The organism is Aquabacterium commune, from assembly GCF_004362855.1.
GTDB classification, from domain to species: Bacteria; Pseudomonadota; Gammaproteobacteria; order Burkholderiales; family Burkholderiaceae_C; genus Aquabacterium; species Aquabacterium commune.
Map to the genome: position 1 here is coordinate 1 of NZ_SNXW01000022.1, position 15,851 is coordinate 15,851.

The 15,851-nt window shown below is 55.7% G+C and carries 13 protein-coding genes, 1 pseudogene and 1 other annotated feature; of the genes and pseudogenes, 6 read left to right on the top strand and 8 right to left on the bottom strand.

Annotated elements, in window-relative coordinates:
- A partial coding sequence (locus EV672_RS18145) for a TnsB C-terminal domain-containing protein (RefSeq protein WP_208110810.1) occupies positions 1 to 2,259 on the top strand: 2,259 nt, incomplete at its 5' end.
- Between the two features lie 302 nt (positions 2,260 to 2,561).
- The gene (locus tag EV672_RS18150; protein WP_166643636.1) at positions 2,562 to 3,755 is read left to right on the top strand and encodes an AAA family ATPase; all 1,194 of its coding nucleotides are present in this window, start codon (positions 2,562 to 2,564) and stop codon (positions 3,753 to 3,755) included.
- On the opposite strand, the gene EV672_RS18155 is transcribed toward EV672_RS18150, so the two are convergent.
- From EV672_RS18155 to EV672_RS18165, 3 genes are all read right to left on the bottom strand, one after another.
- Positions 3,739 to 5,055 (bottom strand): TniQ family protein, encoded by a 1,317-nt coding sequence (locus EV672_RS18155; RefSeq protein ID WP_133611360.1) that lies wholly within the window; start codon positions 5,053 to 5,055, stop codon positions 3,739 to 3,741. The two genes, EV672_RS18150 and EV672_RS18155, sit on opposite strands and share 17 nt — an antisense overlap.
- Positions 5,045 to 5,404 (bottom strand): XRE family transcriptional regulator, encoded by a 360-nt coding sequence (locus EV672_RS19405; protein WP_133611361.1) that lies wholly within the window; start codon positions 5,402 to 5,404, stop codon positions 5,045 to 5,047. Before EV672_RS19405 ends, EV672_RS18155 begins: the two co-directional genes overlap by 11 nt.
- Before the next feature lie 65 nt (positions 5,405 to 5,469).
- Positions 5,470 to 6,966 (bottom strand): TnsD family Tn7-like transposition protein, encoded by a 1,497-nt coding sequence (locus EV672_RS18165; protein ID WP_133611362.1) that lies wholly within the window; start codon positions 6,964 to 6,966, stop codon positions 5,470 to 5,472.
- A 148-nt stretch (positions 6,967 to 7,114) separates the two neighbouring features.
- Here EV672_RS18165 and EV672_RS18170 point away from each other — a divergent pair, with 148 nt between their 5' ends.
- The 4 genes from EV672_RS18170 to EV672_RS18185 all read left to right on the top strand — a co-directional run bounded on the left by EV672_RS18170 (position 7,115) and on the right by EV672_RS18185 (position 11,140).
- Positions 7,115 to 7,966, top strand: coding sequence for a tetratricopeptide repeat protein (locus tag EV672_RS18170; RefSeq protein WP_133611363.1), 852 nt, complete (start codon positions 7,115 to 7,117; stop codon positions 7,964 to 7,966).
- A gap of 94 nt (positions 7,967 to 8,060) precedes the next feature.
- The gene (locus EV672_RS18175; RefSeq protein WP_166643637.1) at positions 8,061 to 8,627 is read left to right on the top strand and encodes a 3'-5' exonuclease; all 567 of its coding nucleotides are present in this window, start codon (positions 8,061 to 8,063) and stop codon (positions 8,625 to 8,627) included.
- A 92-nt stretch (positions 8,628 to 8,719) separates the two neighbouring features.
- Complete coding sequence (locus tag EV672_RS18180) at positions 8,720 to 10,306, top strand: LA2681 family HEPN domain-containing protein (protein ID WP_208110811.1); 1,587 nt, start codon at positions 8,720 to 8,722, stop codon at positions 10,304 to 10,306.
- A gap of 198 nt (positions 10,307 to 10,504) precedes the next feature.
- Positions 10,505 to 11,140, top strand: a complete 636-nt coding sequence (locus tag EV672_RS18185) for a DUF2026 family protein (RefSeq protein ID WP_133611364.1) — start codon at positions 10,505 to 10,507, stop codon at positions 11,138 to 11,140.
- Positions 11,141 to 11,486: 346 nt separating this feature from the next.
- On the opposite strand, the gene EV672_RS18190 is transcribed toward EV672_RS18185, so the two are convergent.
- From EV672_RS18190 to EV672_RS18210, 5 genes and pseudogenes are all read right to left on the bottom strand, one after another.
- Complete coding sequence (locus EV672_RS18190) at positions 11,487 to 13,187, bottom strand: hypothetical protein (protein ID WP_133611365.1); 1,701 nt, start codon at positions 13,185 to 13,187, stop codon at positions 11,487 to 11,489.
- A gap of 310 nt (positions 13,188 to 13,497) precedes the next feature.
- A protein-coding gene (locus tag EV672_RS18195; protein WP_133611366.1) for an IS3 family transposase occupies positions 13,498 to 14,714 on the bottom strand; the annotation gives its coding sequence in 2 pieces (ribosomal slippage) (positions 13,498 to 14,426 and positions 14,426 to 14,714; 1,218 coding nt in all).
- Positions 14,320 to 14,436 (bottom strand) — a sequence feature (AL1L pseudoknot). Its footprint overlaps the gene before it by 117 nt.
- A 4-nt stretch (positions 14,715 to 14,718) precedes the next feature.
- Positions 14,719 to 15,000, bottom strand: a pseudogene (locus EV672_RS18200) (transposase); the annotation flags it as partial.
- Between the two features lie 82 nt (positions 15,001 to 15,082).
- Positions 15,083 to 15,388, bottom strand: coding sequence for an addiction module antidote protein (locus EV672_RS18205; RefSeq protein WP_133611367.1), 306 nt, complete (start codon positions 15,386 to 15,388; stop codon positions 15,083 to 15,085).
- A 10-nt stretch (positions 15,389 to 15,398) separates the two neighbouring features.
- On the bottom strand, positions 15,399 to 15,692 hold the full coding sequence (locus EV672_RS18210) for a type II toxin-antitoxin system RelE/ParE family toxin (RefSeq protein WP_133611368.1): 294 nt from the start codon (positions 15,690 to 15,692) through the stop codon (positions 15,399 to 15,401).
- Between the last annotated feature and the right edge of the window lie 159 nt (positions 15,693 to 15,851).

A 15,851-nucleotide genomic window follows, 5' to 3' on the forward strand; every position in this document is an offset into this window, starting at 1 on the left:
CCCAAAACGCCTGCCAAAGGTGCGTCCAGCCGCCATTGCGGTCATCTCAGCACACCCAACCATGGTCGGCGCTCATTTGTGCAGACCTTCCTTAGACGTGAACTGTCGCTAGTCGAGTCGGCATTGGCATCGGGCGCGATTGTGATCACGAGGCCGGCACCGCCGCCCTTGGCTCATCTATCAGACGATGCCATCCGTGAGCGCTATCCCCGTCGAACGTCTGAGACGAAGCGACGGGAGCGATCTGATTGTGCGTTGCTGCAAACTCGGGACAGGGAGTGGGCTTGGATCAAACCACTACTGGAATATGTTGAAGCAGCTCCGGCTGACGCTTTTGAGACAGTTGTGCTGACCGGAATGATTCAGGAGCGCTCAGCAGAGATTGGTCGACAGCCCCGGGATCTATACAACGCCCTGCATCGTGTTTTGGCGCTTGCATGCGGAAAGAATTCGTTGCTGCCCGCTACACCTAAATGTGGAGGAGCTGGGAAGCAAAGAGAACCCCAGAAATCGGATCGGCTGGGGAGAAAAAATGGGGCGTTCCTTGATGGACTTATCCCTTCGCCTGGGATTCACTTGTCTGAAATTGACAAGCAGAGATTGGCTTTGGGATGGAGCGCCTTCTTGAAAGAGGGGCGCTCTGTTCAGGAGGCATGGCTACTGACTTGCGGCGCTTGGTGGGCTGATGGGGCGCATATCGTTGACGGCCAGGAATTGCCACGGTTGCTTCCAGCACACATGAGGCCGACGCTTGCACAATTTAGATATTGGGGGCCGAGAGATGAGTGCGGTAAATCAGCATTTGAGCTTCTCTTGCGTCAGAGTGAGTGGGAGAAGAGGTACAGGCCGAAACTCGGTACCGTCTTTGACGGTCTGGTCGGGGTCGGGCAAATGGGGATCTTGGATGCGACCTCGACCGACCAGGCAATAGTTTCATTGACGTCTCGATTAAAGGCATTGGGCGCATGTCATCGAATCATGGTGCATGAAGGTATGTCGGACGTGATTTGCGGCGTGTATTGTGGATTGGAGGCCCCCAGCGGACGTACGGCACAAATGGCGGTGCTGAATGCGGCTATGAACAAGGTTGGATACTTTGGGCGATTTGGCGTTGCAATAACTAATGAACAAGTTCCAGCAGTTCAATTTAGAAAACTCTTGGCCGACAATGGCGAGTTGAGGAATAAGGGGTCAATTCATGCGATGACGTCCGTTAATTCCGCTATCGAGTTTGTTGAGCGTCGTAGATCCGAACGGAAGGGCCCTGTCGAAGGTGGGCATCATAGTATTCACCGTCTAGTGGATAACAAGGGAGATGGCTGGACGCATGGGCGACAGCGGGAACGAGGTGAGAATCACTCTGCCATTGCAGCATGTTGGACATGGTTTGAGTATATGAGGGAGCTGCTGAGGGCCATTGTCTACTACAACTGCCACCATGACGCGACAGACTTCATGAGCCGACATCCATTTCGTACGGAAATGCGAAGAGATGGCGTTGCTCCCAATAGGGCGGCCATTTATGCTTGGTGCGTAAAAAACAATAGGATTTCATCACCTGCCATGGACATTGATCTGTTGCGTGCGAAGTTGTTGCCTGAAATGAACGCAGTTGTTCGTCAGAACGGTGTTTTTCTGTTGCGGCCGGATCGTGGTTTAAAAAATGAGGTTGTGTTAGGGCATAGATTCAGCGGCCCGCGCGCGATGGAGCTTAATTGGCACCGTGGTGGAGTTAAGTCGTTCGTGGTGAAGGTGAGGGTTGATCCAGACAATCTTGAGAGAATATGGTATCTGGATGAGTTGGGCATACATCCATTAACGAACCTTTCGAATGACATACTCCTGCTTCGGGAGGGTACTATGCACGATAGTCTTGCAATGCAAGATGAGCAGAACGTGGCCAGAATTGTTGATAAATCGGTGCAGGACCAGGCGGCGTCAGATTTGCTATTTGGCATCCTTGATGTAAATTTGAGGGCTCGTGCTGCCAAGAGGGATGAGATTAATTCTCTTGGAAGAAAGGTAACCAAAACCGAGCTTCGATCAAACATATCCGAAAACAGGGCTGAAGAGGCGGGGTTAATCGGGAAGCTGATTGATCCTATTGATCGTGCCCCCCGCCTTGTTCCGGGTAATGAGTTAACCGAGGCGAAACAAGAGGCTGATCGTGGGACATTGCTCTCCACCGAAAATGTCACCACCGTAGGCAAAGTGGATACGGCATTGTCGGCATTCCGCAGAGCGAGGGCTCAACGATGAACATGCCTACCGATGATGTATTGCGTGGCGCAGATGTACTGCATGCTAGTAACCCACTGCTTGAGCCTCTTGGGCCCTACATAGAGCTGGCATCGTGGCCATCTCGCCTTGCCCACGATCCTCTCGAAGGTCTACCAGTTCATGGCTTAAACGAGGAGTCACAGGACTTGTTGCTGTCCTTCATTCGAAGCCGCTTAGAGCCCACAGAACGGGCGGTACAGGTTGCGCAGTCAATCCAAAGGGTGTGGCGCCACTCGTACGCATACCGCAATCCAACTGTTGCAGCACTACGGCGACAGGTTGTGACGAAACTGGCTTTGAGAGGGAAGACTCTCGATACCGCACCTTGGTTGCCAAAGTTTGCCGACGCGCTGATTGTCGAAGGGTGCACCGGCCTGGGCAAGTCCACTATCGTTGAGCGAATCTGCAGCCTTGTTCCTCAACGCTATGAGCACAGTGCATCCGAAGCGGCGGGATGGCATCGACACGTGCAGGTCACGTATTTGATCGTGCCGATGCCTGTGCATCGAGGCGGGCTTTTATATGCAATATTGGCCGCGCTTGACGGGGTGTTGGGGACTGAGTACCGAACTCAATATGCTGTGCCAAGGATCTGGACGATAGAGAAGCTGGCAATTGAGGTCGGCATACTGTTGACGCAACACAGTGTTGGCCTGCTTGTGATTGAAGAACTACAGCCGCGTAATTTTTCTCAATCACCCTACCGTGATGAGATGCTATTGATGTTGCTCAGGCTGCTGAATTTTGGCATACCGATTGTTTTTGTTGGAAATCCGCTCGCGTTTGAAGGGTTGGCAGATCACAGTCAAGACATACGAAGATTGACTGCAGCTGAGGGCGTCCACCTGATGCCTCTGGATCGCGGTGACGACGACTGGAGCGAGGGGCTTGCAGCAGGATTGTGGAGTCACAACGTGATGGCAATTAAGACGCCATTTACTCCATCCATCGACGCTGCGTTATATGCGTGTTCCGCAGGAATTCCTGATTTCTTGTGGAAGGCTGTTGAAGGGGCCCAACGAATTGCAATGCAGATGGGCGATAAGCGCGTCCAAGAAGAACACATTTGGCGCTATAGAGATGAGTCTCTTTCTTTCAAGCGTTGTAAGGATTTGATCGAGGGGTTTGAACAGAAAGACCCTATGAAATTATCGCGGTACATTGACGTCCCATGGGAGGCCTACGGATTAATGTGGGGGAAAATTGACCCATTGGATTTTCCTGCCTGCAACCCTGGTAGGGAGAGCTTGTCAGCAACAGGGGGGGACGACGCGGAAAGTGTGCGGGCATACCACTCGGTTCATGAGCGATTGCGCCGCAAGCATTCGTCCGCTGTCACAACAAAGAAAAATCGAACCAAGGCCAATGCCGCTGTAAAAGCCTCGGCCAAACCGGAAGACCTTCGAAGCGGTGCTATAGATGTGTTGGTTCCAAATCTGTCATCGATACGAGACAAAATCAGCAAGCAGTCCTAGCTTGCACGCTTAGGCTGCTGGTTTCAGCAGGGCGTTGAGGAGTTGAAATGGGCGAGCTGGTGGCGAGCCAGTGCTCATTTCGGCGCATTTTGGCGAACTCCCACAATTCACGTTTTCCGGATCGACTGAAGAATCGTGAGGCTTCGGCGATGGCCTTCTTTTGGGCTGCATCTTGCAGTCGTGCTTGTCTTCTCACGTTTATGGCCGCTCTGCTTTCAAGGAACGTGATCACGTTTCCCTGCGATACACCATATTTGGTTTGTATGTTTTTGATAGGTTGAACTCTCAGCAGGTCTCTGATCAGTCCGAATGGAGGGGGCAAGGATCTCTCAATGTTGAGATCTTCTGCGGCACTCAAGGATTTTTCTTGATGTCGGCGCACTGAAGATGAGAAATCATCCGGATCGGTGAATAGGGTGGCAATAACAAGCAAATTTATCGTTGCACTTTGTGCCCATGCCGAATTTCCCATGAGGACGCCTGGAATATGGGCGTCAAGTTCCAATAGGAACTCAGCATTGAGTTCCCTGAGAATTGCGTGGGGGAACATGACTTGGACGCGGCTGGCCAATAGTGAAGCACCGAGTTGGCAACTTGCGCTGACCTTGGGGTTGATGCCCAGCCGTTCGGCAAACACTTCAAGTCGCTCCCATACGGAGGTGGCTGGCAGTTGTTGGTGCATTGCTGCTGCAGCAAAAGCCGCATAGCGGCGCATCCCCTCAGTGACGTTGCAGTCATCCTGTTCGGATTGAAATTGCCAGCTTTCTTCGCACTGCTGGGGGAGCACGCCTCGTTCAACAAGTTGGTCATTGCTCGGGCTTGCGACGGTGAGCAGTCGGGCTTCATGTTGCGCGCAGATGGCCACGCCTAGGATCTGATGTGCCCGATGCATAAAAGCAAAGCCATGCCTGTCAAGCTCGTCTGATACGCATGCTGGGCAATAGTTGGCCGTGCGCTTGATGAGCCCACCCAGTGGCCCTTGTGCGATACAGCGCGGCCGAGTGGCCGTCTCTGAGGCTAGCACCGAGGCATAGGATGAGGGGTGCAAGAACGGCTTGAGGAGGGGTAGGTATCCGTGCGCTTCTTTCAGTCCGCTTAGCTCGTTGTATGCGGCGCCGTTCAGGAACCTCAAGAATGGTGCGAAGCCGCCATGCCAGGGGCTATCAACCTTTACCTGGGCGCTTCCAAACATCGCTTTTGAAGCTGATGCCCAGTTGGCCCAACCATTCCGTAACCAGATCAATGTCGCCCAACTTTCGATGGTCTGGTCGGGGAGGGGTGACGGAAGGTTAACGACCATTTGGCTCTCTCTGCTGAAAGGACGTCTGCACTTCCCTCAGCGCTTCTAGCGCCAGGCACAACGCTCGCGCGTGTTGAGGTGTTCCGTCCCACGCCCGAAGCACTGCGTCTGTCAGCATGTTTCGATAGTCGTGGGATTGAGTGCTTCTGGATGGCACTGATAATTTTGCATATTTGCATATCATCAATGCATTTGGTGACATCCTCCTGATCTGCCCAGACAGGATTCGACTCACTTGGCTTTGATGAACGCCTGTCTCGGAGGCGATTTGCTCCTGAGTGGCCTCCTTGGATCTGACCATGTCGGCCAGGCTTCTGAGCAGGAGAAGTTCTTCAGTGGTGGGCTTCAATCAGGGTAGCTCATGCAAGGGGTATCTGCATAATATGCAAATAGACCGCTGACTGTCAACCCAGCCTAACAACGTGGTTCGACGAATGGGAGGGCCTGTTCAAGCCACGGTCTGTCATTGCGGTACAGCCACGCATAGCCATTTCCCGGGATTTTTCGCAGTACCCTGATGGGGACCCCTTTGTGGGTCTGGAGCAGTGACAGGAAGTTGGCCCTATGCAAATCGCGGGTCTTTTGAAGGCGAGCGGATCGCCAGGCTTGCGCCACTTCTGGTTCGCTGACAATCAAGCGGTTCAGCGATGTTTCGGAGATGCCCGTTTTTTTCGTTATCTCCTGTTTGTCAATGCCTCTAACGAGAAGAGCGCGAACCTGCTTCAGTAGCTTGGCGTTGAGGCTCTTTGGTCTGGATGACACGGTCAGACCATGAGCCTTTGCCCAGGTGATGCCAGTCGTTGTTGTGATCCCGACCAACTGGGCGGCTGCCGTAGCGGATAGACCTTGTTCCTTCATCAGACGAAGGAACAAGTCTCGATCTGCTGGGAGGTGGGGTACTCCTTCAGTGGGTTCGATCTTGGATCTTCTTTCCGTCGCTGCCTCTGCATCTACATATTGAGACTGGAACTCTTCCCAGCTTTCGAACAGCATTGTGATGAGAAGCAGGTGTTTGAATGGGTGCCCTTTGCGAGGCCGTCTTCGAGAGAGACTCGCAGCGGCATTTGATGCCGGGCCTGCAATCGCCTGAAAGGCGGTGAATCCGCGCAGTCCGTGTAGCCCGTCATAGGTTGCTTCTACGAGGGCGTCGAGTTGCGGTGATCGCAGGCTGCCTCCCCTTGTTAAGGCCCCCTTGGCTTCCAGTGCCAATTGATAGGTTGAAGCCAGCCGGTCAGGTGTGAAGCTCGCTGGGGCGCTTTGAATGGCGTGCGCAGAGAACTGGGCTAGTCGAGTCAATATGGCCAGTTGTGTGCTGTTCCCAATCTCAACTGCTGACCAATCTTTGGCTAGCCCTGAGCGAGGCAGGATCCATCCTCGGCGGTGAACCGGCGTGTTGTGGTGGCGTACCACGTACAGCGCTGTTCGGTGCCTCACGCAGACCATGGTTGATGGACATTGATGGCTCACGTGCCAGTACGCGCGGCCGAACTGCTGCTCGTCTTCGTCAAAGCATTCAAGACAACCCTTGAGTGGGTGAAGTCCTCCAACTCGGCTTGCTGTGATGCCGAGTTGCATCTTCAAATGGGGCGCACTGCCGGTCGTGACGGCACTGATGATCATTTCGCTCAGATCGGGGGCAACCCAGGGCAGGAAATATCCAAGGAGCGTGTGCCTGAGCGCGATCTCCCTGCTCGGCCCCAGCACTGATGCCGTTCGCTCCGCGAGCTGGTTGAGTTGCGACGGGAAGTCATGAAGGAGCCCGCTGTACGGGGCTCCAAAAAGCTGGCGGCTTGTCTGAAGTGCACTGGTATTCCCATTCCACATGTGGACGGCGCCGCACCAGCTATAAAGCGTCTCATCTGGCAAGAGGCTTGGCAGATTGGGAATAGATGGCTGCAGATCTAAGCGCATTGTTGGGCTTCAGCGTGTCCCTACCTGTCGGATCAAACCCGTGCGAGGATGATGCCTAAAGTACAGGGGAGATGGGCAGCATTTTTCCTGACAAGGTTCACCTTGCCCGTCCGGCTGGGTGCAGCGAGTTTTTCGGGGAGTTCAACTGATGTCTTTGTCTTTCAATGGCCGCGCCATCGCTGACGTGCGCTTTTCTTCCGTGCACGGGATCAAAATGGCCGGAGGTTTCGGTATTCGCCTGAGCGTTATGTTCAACGTACAGCCTTGGGCTGAAGGGGGGCCCACCGTTTGCCTTGCGCCCGCCTTTGTCTCAATTGTCGGCGCTGAGGCGCTTGGCATCGGTTACGCGGTGCCTGAGGTGACGATTCCGTTTCGGGTGAGTTCCTGCCCGAGCGAAATGGGGCTCCTATACGACGTTGTGCTTTCTCAAGGCGCTATGGAGGCAGTTGAGCGATCCCGTGGTGGCCAAGGCCTTGTTCTCACCATGCGCATCCAAGGCACGGCGTGGCATGAGGGCAAGGCAGAAGCCTTGCAGCGGGTGATCGACTGTCGTATCAGTCAGTCAGACTGGATTGCGGCACTTGACCATTCTGGGTATGGGCGAACGCTGCTTTTTGAGGTGCCGTTGCCAGCATCTTCCTTAGCGAATGCTCCCTCGCCTGCGAAGTATTTGCAGCGCGCGAAGGCCCACCTTGTCAAAGGGCACTACGACGAGGTTGTTGCCACTTGTCGGCTTGCGCTTGAGAGCCTGAGCGATGGTTCGGAAGCGGCAGATGCCCAAGCGCAGGCCATGCGGGAATTCAAGGGCAACCCTAAGGCCTTAAGCCTGGCGCAGCGCGAGCTGGTCTTGCGCCAGGTGACGATGAATTACACACATCTGGCGCACCATCACGAAAGCGACATGGAGTTGGGTCGATACGATCGATCGACGGCGACCATGGTGCTGGGTGTCACTGCGGCCTTGGTGAGCAGGGCAGTCGTGGATGCCTCTGAGCTCTGAGCAATGGCTATTGCTCGCTACGCGCTGAAACGATCACAGTTATATGAATCTCGTTTGTTCGGCTTTCTGAGAGTTTTGCCATGGAGAAGAGAACGTGATTCTGATCGTTGACTTGGAGGCCACGTGTGCCGACGACGGAAGCATTCCCCCTGAGTCCATGGAGATCATTGAGATTGGTGCGTGCTGGGCGACGTGCGACGGGGTTGTTGTCGATCGGTTTCAGGCATTTGTCCGGCCGCTGGTCCGACCCACGCTGACGAAGTTCTGCGTGGACTTGCTGGGCATTGAGCAGAGCTCGATCGATCAGGCTGAACCGTTCTCAACGGTCGCACTTGATCTTCAACGGTTTGTGCTGCGGCACCGCACGCCGACGTCCTACTGGGGCAGTTGGGGTGCTTATGACCGCAAGCAGATTGAACGTGAATGCCAACGCCAGGCAGTCCCGGACCCGATCGGAATGGATCATCAAAACATCAAGCGGCTTTTTGCCAAGGCGCAGCGCATTGGAAAGGAAGTCGGCATGGTGAAGGGGTGTGAGCTTGCGGGTTTAGCTCTTGAGGGCGCTCACCATCGGGCGCTGGATGATGCGCTCAACATTGCCAAGTTGTTGCCGTGGGCGCTGGGGCAGCGGAATATACCTGGTGGCGCTGCTCGAATGTGATCTCGGTGGGAACGGCGGCTATTGGTTGCGGTCGTGCGAAGTATGCGGAATGCCACAGAAACCCAGCCGTCAATGAAGCGACGAAGGCAATGATGACCAACCCTGATTTCAATCGGCTCAATAAGCAGTGCGAACGCAGCATCACGAGGATGAGCGACGCAGAGGCGTTAGCACACATCGGCCAATTGATCGACGATGCCGCCGACACGTCTTTTGAGCGCGGCGCCAAACGTGCCCTATATTTGCTCGACGAACTCGCCAAGCGTGAACTCATCGACACCGATGCTGCGCTGGTCGAATATTTCCGAGCCAACGCCTGGGCGGCACTGTCGCACGTAGCTAACGTTCGCCAATCCTGGTCTTGGGAATCGCTTGAACGGCAAGCAGAGTTGCTTGCACTGTCGCGTGCCTCAAATCATGCCGGTTTTGAGGGCCTCGACAAAGTTCGTCGCTGCCAGATTCTCACCAACCAAGCGAATCTTCTGAATATGGTCGGGCGTACGATTGATGCGGTTGCCGTGTGGGATGCGGCCCTAGAGGTCATCCCGAACTTTGCGATGGCGTGGGGCAATCGAGGCTGTGGCCTTAAAAGTTATGCCGGTATGGTGGTCGATGATCGCGAGCGCGCGATCCTTGCTTTGCATGCGGTAGATAGTTTTCGTCTGGCGATGGGCGAGGATGCATTTTTCGATTCCGTTGACTCGCAAAGTGCTATTGCCTACTTCGCCGGTCAGGCATCGGCACTCGTCGAGGCGGTCGATGTCGATGCGGTTCGGGCGATGCAGGACCTCAATCACGGCACCAAAGGCCAGTCGAAGATCGAACGCGCCTATCGTCGCTGGTGCCTTGAGCACCGTCTCTTTCTGTGCCCATTGAACGATCTTGGTCCGCATTTTGCAGCGGCGACCGATGATCTCATGCTGCCGCCCCTGATCGAGAAGCTGGGTGACCGTTCAAGCGGACATCTGCCCCCGCCAATCGTTGGCTTCTTCAGTCAGATGAAGCAGGAGTACGCGTCGGCGCGTTTCATGCTGTTCGAGGGGGTAAGCAGCACACAGATCCACTTCTCTGATCGCGGGGTCGCACTCACTGACACGCTCGACTATCCGCTCTATTCGCTGGCAAGTGAGCGAGTCCGCACGGCCTTCCGCGTCGCATATTCCCTGCTTGATAAGGTAGCCTTTCTCGTTGATCGCTACTGGAATTTAGGCAAGACACAAGACAAGGTTAGCTTCAAGAACGTGTGGATGGTCGAGGGCAAAGCGCGCCTGCTACCGCAGTTCGACAAACTGGATAACCTGCCACTGCGTGGCTTGTTCTGGTTGTCGAAGGAACTGTTCGACGAGCAGCTCAAGAAGACCACCGCTGCCGATGCTCGTGAGCTGCACGTTATCCGCAACGCGCTAGAACACACCTATCTGCGTGTGAGCGAAGGTTGGGCCAAGCCCTTCATGATCAACGGCGCGAACAATAGTGGATTCGGCATATCCATCGGCAGCGATGAACTCGAAGCCAAAGCGATACGAGTCATGCAGATGGCCCGATCCGCGCTGTTCTATGTGTCACAGGCAATCGGTGTCGAGGAACGAAAGAAGCGACTCGCGATGTCTGAGCAGCTCATTGGCTCTATGCCTCTTTACGGTCTCGACGATAGGCGAAAGCGACGGGATCCAACCTAAGTTGGCCTGGGAAAGGCACCGTGCTCGAACCCAAGTTTACAGATTCAAACAGTCGTTGGGGGCGGCGCGTGTGCCGCAAACCAGCGATGGGTCTTACATCGACGGTGCGCCAACTTGCGGGAGAATGCTGAGCAAGTGCCCTGACCACGCCCGCCTCAGTGGCGGGAGGGCAATTCTGCAATCTAAAGCCAAAATCCAGTGAGAAAACGCCCCCTTCTTCCTCTGGCGGACTATCAGCGCATCTATCAGGTCATCTACAGCGTCCTTGAGGCGTCCGGTAACGCCCGGACCCATCGGGCCTGCTCGTTTTTTGCCTCTGTTGGCGCGTTGATCCTTCGTGAGCACTACGGCTTGAAGGCGACCATCAGCATGGGCAGCATGGCACTGATGGTTGATGAAGCCAAGGCCAACGTCGTCGTGTACGGGCGTCAGAAGGGTGACGAGTGGGTCTACGACGTCAATGGCTTCCACGCATGGGTTGAGTGCGACGGCTGGTTGATCGACTTTATGGCACCAATCATGGGGGCCGCGCTGAAGGAAGATGGCATCCCTTTCAATGTCCCCAGCAATATGCTTCAGAAGCGATTGGATGATCGCCAACCGCACCTACAGGCGATCCAGCACCAGGGTGATTTCTTCTGTGCGCACGACGCAGCTCTTGCCAATGACATCATAGAAAACCAAGAGCTTATGTTCCAAGACTTGGTCAGAATCTGCATGGCATGGTTTCGTAAGCCGCCGAAGCCATTGCCATCAATTGGCATTGGTGGGAACGGTATTGATGCTCGCAAGCCACTGGTTCTGAAGGCGCCAGCAATCATTGGAGTTTGGTAACCCATGAGCACAATTTTCCAGGGGGAGGTCATTCATGTCGAGGGCTGAGACCAACGAAGATGTCAGGATGTGTCTGCCAACTGATGAAGATTTGGGCCTTTGCGTTCTCAACTTTATTGCGAGACGCTCTCATTGAGCGGCGCTGAGTGGTGCCGAATTCGCAACTTTACGGAATGCGGTTTTCCGGGCAACTCGTTTGTAAGGCGCGTGGATGTTGAATGTCATTTCACAACTTTATTCTGAGCAACCATTTTGTTCACGGGCAATAGAGTCTGAGACAGCGCAACATAGTCTGAGACGAGGCAATAGAGTCTGAGACAAGGTGCGCTGAAGAACTCCCAGTGCTCTAGCGTTCAGAGCGGGGTGGCACCCACATAGTGGTGCTAGGTCGAAAGCGTTGCTTGTAGTGTCGATCTAGCTCATCGAGCCTTGCATCAAGCTTCTGAGGAAGGCAGATGCCATCATTGCGCAGCTTGTGTCGCTGGCTCACCAAGTAGTCGATGTTGTCGCATCCTGAGCCTGCTTGATACCCTAAGGCAAAGCATAGGTTGGCCAACTCACCTTCCTCCGCGATGCGGCTGGATGCAAAGCGGATTGCGAGCTCCTGCTGAATCTGCGGGCAGCGAAATCCGGAGTTGTCGATCTGAGTCGAAAGGTTGGGGGCGCCTTTGTGCGTGGCGAAGAAATCGCACCAGGTACGGGCAAAGCGAGCCTGGGCCGCTGTATTTCCGAAATGGCGGCCCTTGTGCGGCGCCAAGTACGGGTTAGCAATTTTGCTGAGTCCTTCACCGAGGCGAAACGCATGCCAAGCGAGCGAATCTCCGTCTTCCTGTTCGCCCAAATCGATTAGTGACTCTAAGGCTGCAAGCCAAGTCAGTGGGTGCCAAGCGGGCAACACAGTGATGTCCGGTACCAAAGGATGCAGCGAATAGCGCTTCTGTGTGCGCCACCTGCTCACCTGATAACCGATTTCGCCAAATCCGTCGAAGCGCAGGATGCAGGCGTTTTCGCGCTCTAGACGAGCGCGAAGATCATCCCATGTCCCTTCGCTCTCGGATGAGAAAGACTGGACCCCTCTTCCAAGCTCAAGGTTGAGCAAAAGCCGCACTGCTGTGTCGTCTATGGATGCATAAGGATCGTGAGGCCTGGTGAAGTCTCTGCTCTCCTGTTCATCATTGAACTCATCGTATGCCTTGGAGTGTGATGGGTTGCGAATTGCAACAGAGACAAACACGCGGACCTCTGGCCTGTTGCCAACCTGACTCGGCACCTCATGGGGCAAGTACCAAATGAGCACGAATCCAGATGCGTGCCCTTGCTCAGCTTCTCGAACTAGAGCCCCGACAGCGTGCTCAATACGGTTCATCCACGGCGCAGAATTGGACCAGCCTAGCTGCCAGCTTTGCGGTAGCCAGAAGACCTTGGTGTCAACCAGCAAAGCGTTAGAAGGAAACGAGTTGACGCTCGCGATGGGCAATAGGTCAGACCGGACCCATAGCGTTGGTGAGCCCTCGCCAGGGGGCTCTTCGCGGTATTCCAATGCCAGCACGGGGATGTTGCGCCGCGCCAATTCTGCAAAGGCAAATTGCTCGAGTGGAGCCCAACTTGTGGACACGAGCACAAGGAATACTGTTGAACCCGGACGCTGTTGGATGAGGCAGTTGGCGTAAGCAAGCAATTCAGTTGCGAACTCACGTGCAGCCTTTTTGCTGCGCTTGAGTTCCACGATGACGTAGGCGCCACTGATGACATCCTCCAGTACGAGGTCAGGCTTGAGAGTCTGCCCAGGTATTACGGCGATGTTCGTGTCGGAGCTTAAGAGCCTTGGTTCGACTAGGCTCCGGAGCACACGACAGGCTTCAGGGACTGCCCTATGCCGGGATGGTGCTAAAGCTGCTACGTCAAACCGCTCGACCTGCGCCTTCATCTCTTGACTCAAAGGACTGCTGTCGTAGCGCAGGACGCTGTACAGATTGCTCCCGCCAGACCAGCCGTTCTCGTCAACCAGTTGGACGATCCAGTCTTGAATTTCGCGCTCAAGCCGCATTACATCGAACCTTTTGAATGCCACAAGCATCGAAGCGTAATGGATCGTCGGCAGTCATCTTCTTTTACGTGTCAGGCGGTGGTGCGGTCCATTAAAAAGATGAGCCATTTCAGCGTGGAAAGATCTCGTTCATTCGCGCTGAAACCGCCTCGAAGAGTTCCACTGGGTCCTCATAGATTTTCTTGGGCAGGGAGTTTTGAGGGTCGAAGACGATTTTGAAAAGATAGGCGGAATTCTCAAGTGCAGGGCTCCGCTGGGTGGCAATGCGGTATGAAGCGCCCCGGGTTTCGCGGAGGCCAGTTGGTTTAAGTCAGACGGTCGCGGCCTGACCAGCGCGTTGTTGGTGGTAGTTTGCCTCGAACTCAGCAGGCGGGACGTTGCCCAGCGGCCCCATCAATCGATGGTGGTTGAACCAAGAGACCCATTCCAGCGTTGCCAGCTCGACGGCCTGCTTGGTCTTCCACGGGCCACGCCGATGAATGACCTCGGCCTTGTACAAGCCGTTGATGGTCTCGGCAAGGGCGTTGTCATAGCTGTCCCCTTTGGAACCAACTGAGGGCTCAATACCAGCCTCGGCCAATCGTTCGCTGTAGCGAATCGAGAGGTATTGCGAGCCTCGGTCGGAATGATGAATCAGACCATCCTCCTCTGAGGGCTTGCGGTCGTACAGGGCCTGCTCTAGCGCGTCGAGGACGAAGTCGGTGTGCATGGAACTGCTCTGGCGCCAACCCACGATGCGTCGGCTGAACACGTCAATGACGAAGGCCACATAGACCCAGCCTTGCCAGGTCGAAACGTAGGTGAAGTCTGAGACCCACAGCTGATTGGGCCGCTCAGCCCGGAACTGCCGATTGACCCGATCGAGTGGGCATGGGGCCTTCGGGTCAGCGATGGTGGTGCGCTGCGCCTTGCCACGACGCACGCCCTGCATGCGCATCAGCCGCTCGACGGTGCACCGCGCCACGGTGATGCCCTCCCGATTGAGTTGCAGCCAGACCTTGTCCGCGCCATAGACCTGCAGGTTGGCGTGCCACACACGTTGAACCTGCGGTGCCAGCTCTGTATCGCGCTGGGCGCGCAGCGAGCACAAAGCAGGTTGCCGCTGACGTGCGGCGTGAAGCCAATATGCCGATGGGGCGATCTGCAAGACACGGCAGATCGACTCGACCCCAAACTGCTTGCGGTGCTGGTCGACGAAGGCCTTCAGGACTTGATGCGGCGGTCGAGCTCCGCCTGGGCGAAAAACGCGCTGGCCAGCTTGAGGATCTCATTGGCCTTGCGCAGTTCGCGGTTCTCACGCTCAAGGTCTTTGATGCGTTGGGCATCTGCCGTCGAGACGCCGTCACGTTGGCCAGCATCGACCTCGTGCTGACGCACCCAGGTGTGCAGGGTCTGGGGCACGCATCCGATCTTCTCGGCAATCGATTCGATGGCCGCCCATTGCGACGGATGCTCTGCCCGATGCTCCAGCACCATGCGCACGGCACGCTCGCGGACTTCAGGCGAAAACTTCGAGGACTTCTTCATGGCTCCATTCTCCAGTGTTGGAGCCTCCGCGAAACCCGGGGCGCTTCATGTCGTGCAGCGCTTCTTCCATCGCCGGGTCGCTCAGCGTGAACCACTGCTGCATGAAGTGAATGCGCAGCAGCGATTCCACCGGAAACGGCGGGCGGCCGCGCTTGCCCTCGGGCATGAACGGCGCGATCTGCACCACCAGGTCGGACCACGGCACCACCCGGTCCATCTCGTCGAGGAACTCCCGGCGGCGGGTGCGCTTCGTCGACGTTCCCAATCCAAGGCTGCTTTGCTTCATGGACACTATGGTCTCAGGCAATCAGGTCGGCGCCAAGCACGTGTCCGGGCGATTTATGCAGACCTTCCTTAGGCAACTCCGCTCATGCGTGAATGGGTTGTGCGACGAGCCGAACGCCAAGGGCTGCGCAAACCTTGCTGATCGTATCGAACCTGGGTTGCGAATCGGCACGCAGCGCTTTGTACAGTGCCTCACGAGCAATGCCTGACGCTTTCGCGATCTCGGTCATGCCGCGCGCACGGGCGATGTCCCCCAAGGCGGCCGCCAGCAACGCAGGATCACCAGCCTCCATCACGTCGGTCAGATAGGCCGCAACAGCCTCCTCCGATTCAAGGTAAGGCGCAGCATCGAACTCGGTCAGCTCGCTCACTTTTGTACGCTTGCTCATCTTGTGCTCCTTAGTCCAACGTCTTTGCCAGGGTCTTGGCCTTGCGAATGTCCGCCGCTTGGCTCTTCTTGGTACCACCAGCGAGCAACACAATCAGCTCATTGCCGCGCTGTACGAAGTACACGCGCCAGCCTGCCCCCAAGTGGATGCGCAGTTCCGACACCCCTTCACCCACCGGGGCAACATCGCCAGGCAAGCCAAAGGACAATCGCCGCACACGGGCAGCAACAACCGCCTTTACTTTGGCATCAGGGACGCCATCCAGCCAACGGGTGAACTCGGGTAGTGCCTTCACGCTGATCATGGCGCATCGTAATCGATCGATTACGATGCGTCAACAACCCATTGCCAGTCAGTGCCTTGTTACGTTAGGGAAGGTCTGCATAAATCGCCCGGACACGTGCTTGGCGCCGACCTGATTGCCTGAGACCATTGAGCCCATGAAGCAGAGCAGCCTTGGATT

Bases quoted from the DNA above. Each gene is read 5' to 3' on its own strand.
- EV672_RS18155 (WP_133611360.1), bottom strand. From the start codon at position 5,055: ATGGTCGTTAACCTTCCGTCACCCCTCCCCGACCAGACCATCGAAAGT.
- EV672_RS18165 (WP_133611362.1), bottom strand. From the start codon at position 6,966: ATGCGCTTAGATCTGCAGCCATCTATTCCCAATCTGCCAAGCCTCTTG.
- EV672_RS18170 (WP_133611363.1), top strand. From the start codon at position 7,115: ATGTCTTTGTCTTTCAATGGCCGCGCCATCGCTGACGTGCGCTTTTCT.
- EV672_RS18180 (WP_208110811.1), top strand. From the start codon at position 8,720: ATGACCAACCCTGATTTCAATCGGCTCAATAAGCAGTGCGAACGCAGC.
- EV672_RS18190 (WP_133611365.1), bottom strand. From the start codon at position 13,187: ATGCGGCTTGAGCGCGAAATTCAAGACTGGATCGTCCAACTGGTTGAC.
- EV672_RS18205 (WP_133611367.1), bottom strand. From the start codon at position 15,388: ATGAGCAAGCGTACAAAAGTGAGCGAGCTGACCGAGTTCGATGCTGCG.
- EV672_RS18210 (WP_133611368.1), bottom strand. From the start codon at position 15,692: ATGATCAGCGTGAAGGCACTACCCGAGTTCACCCGTTGGCTGGATGGC.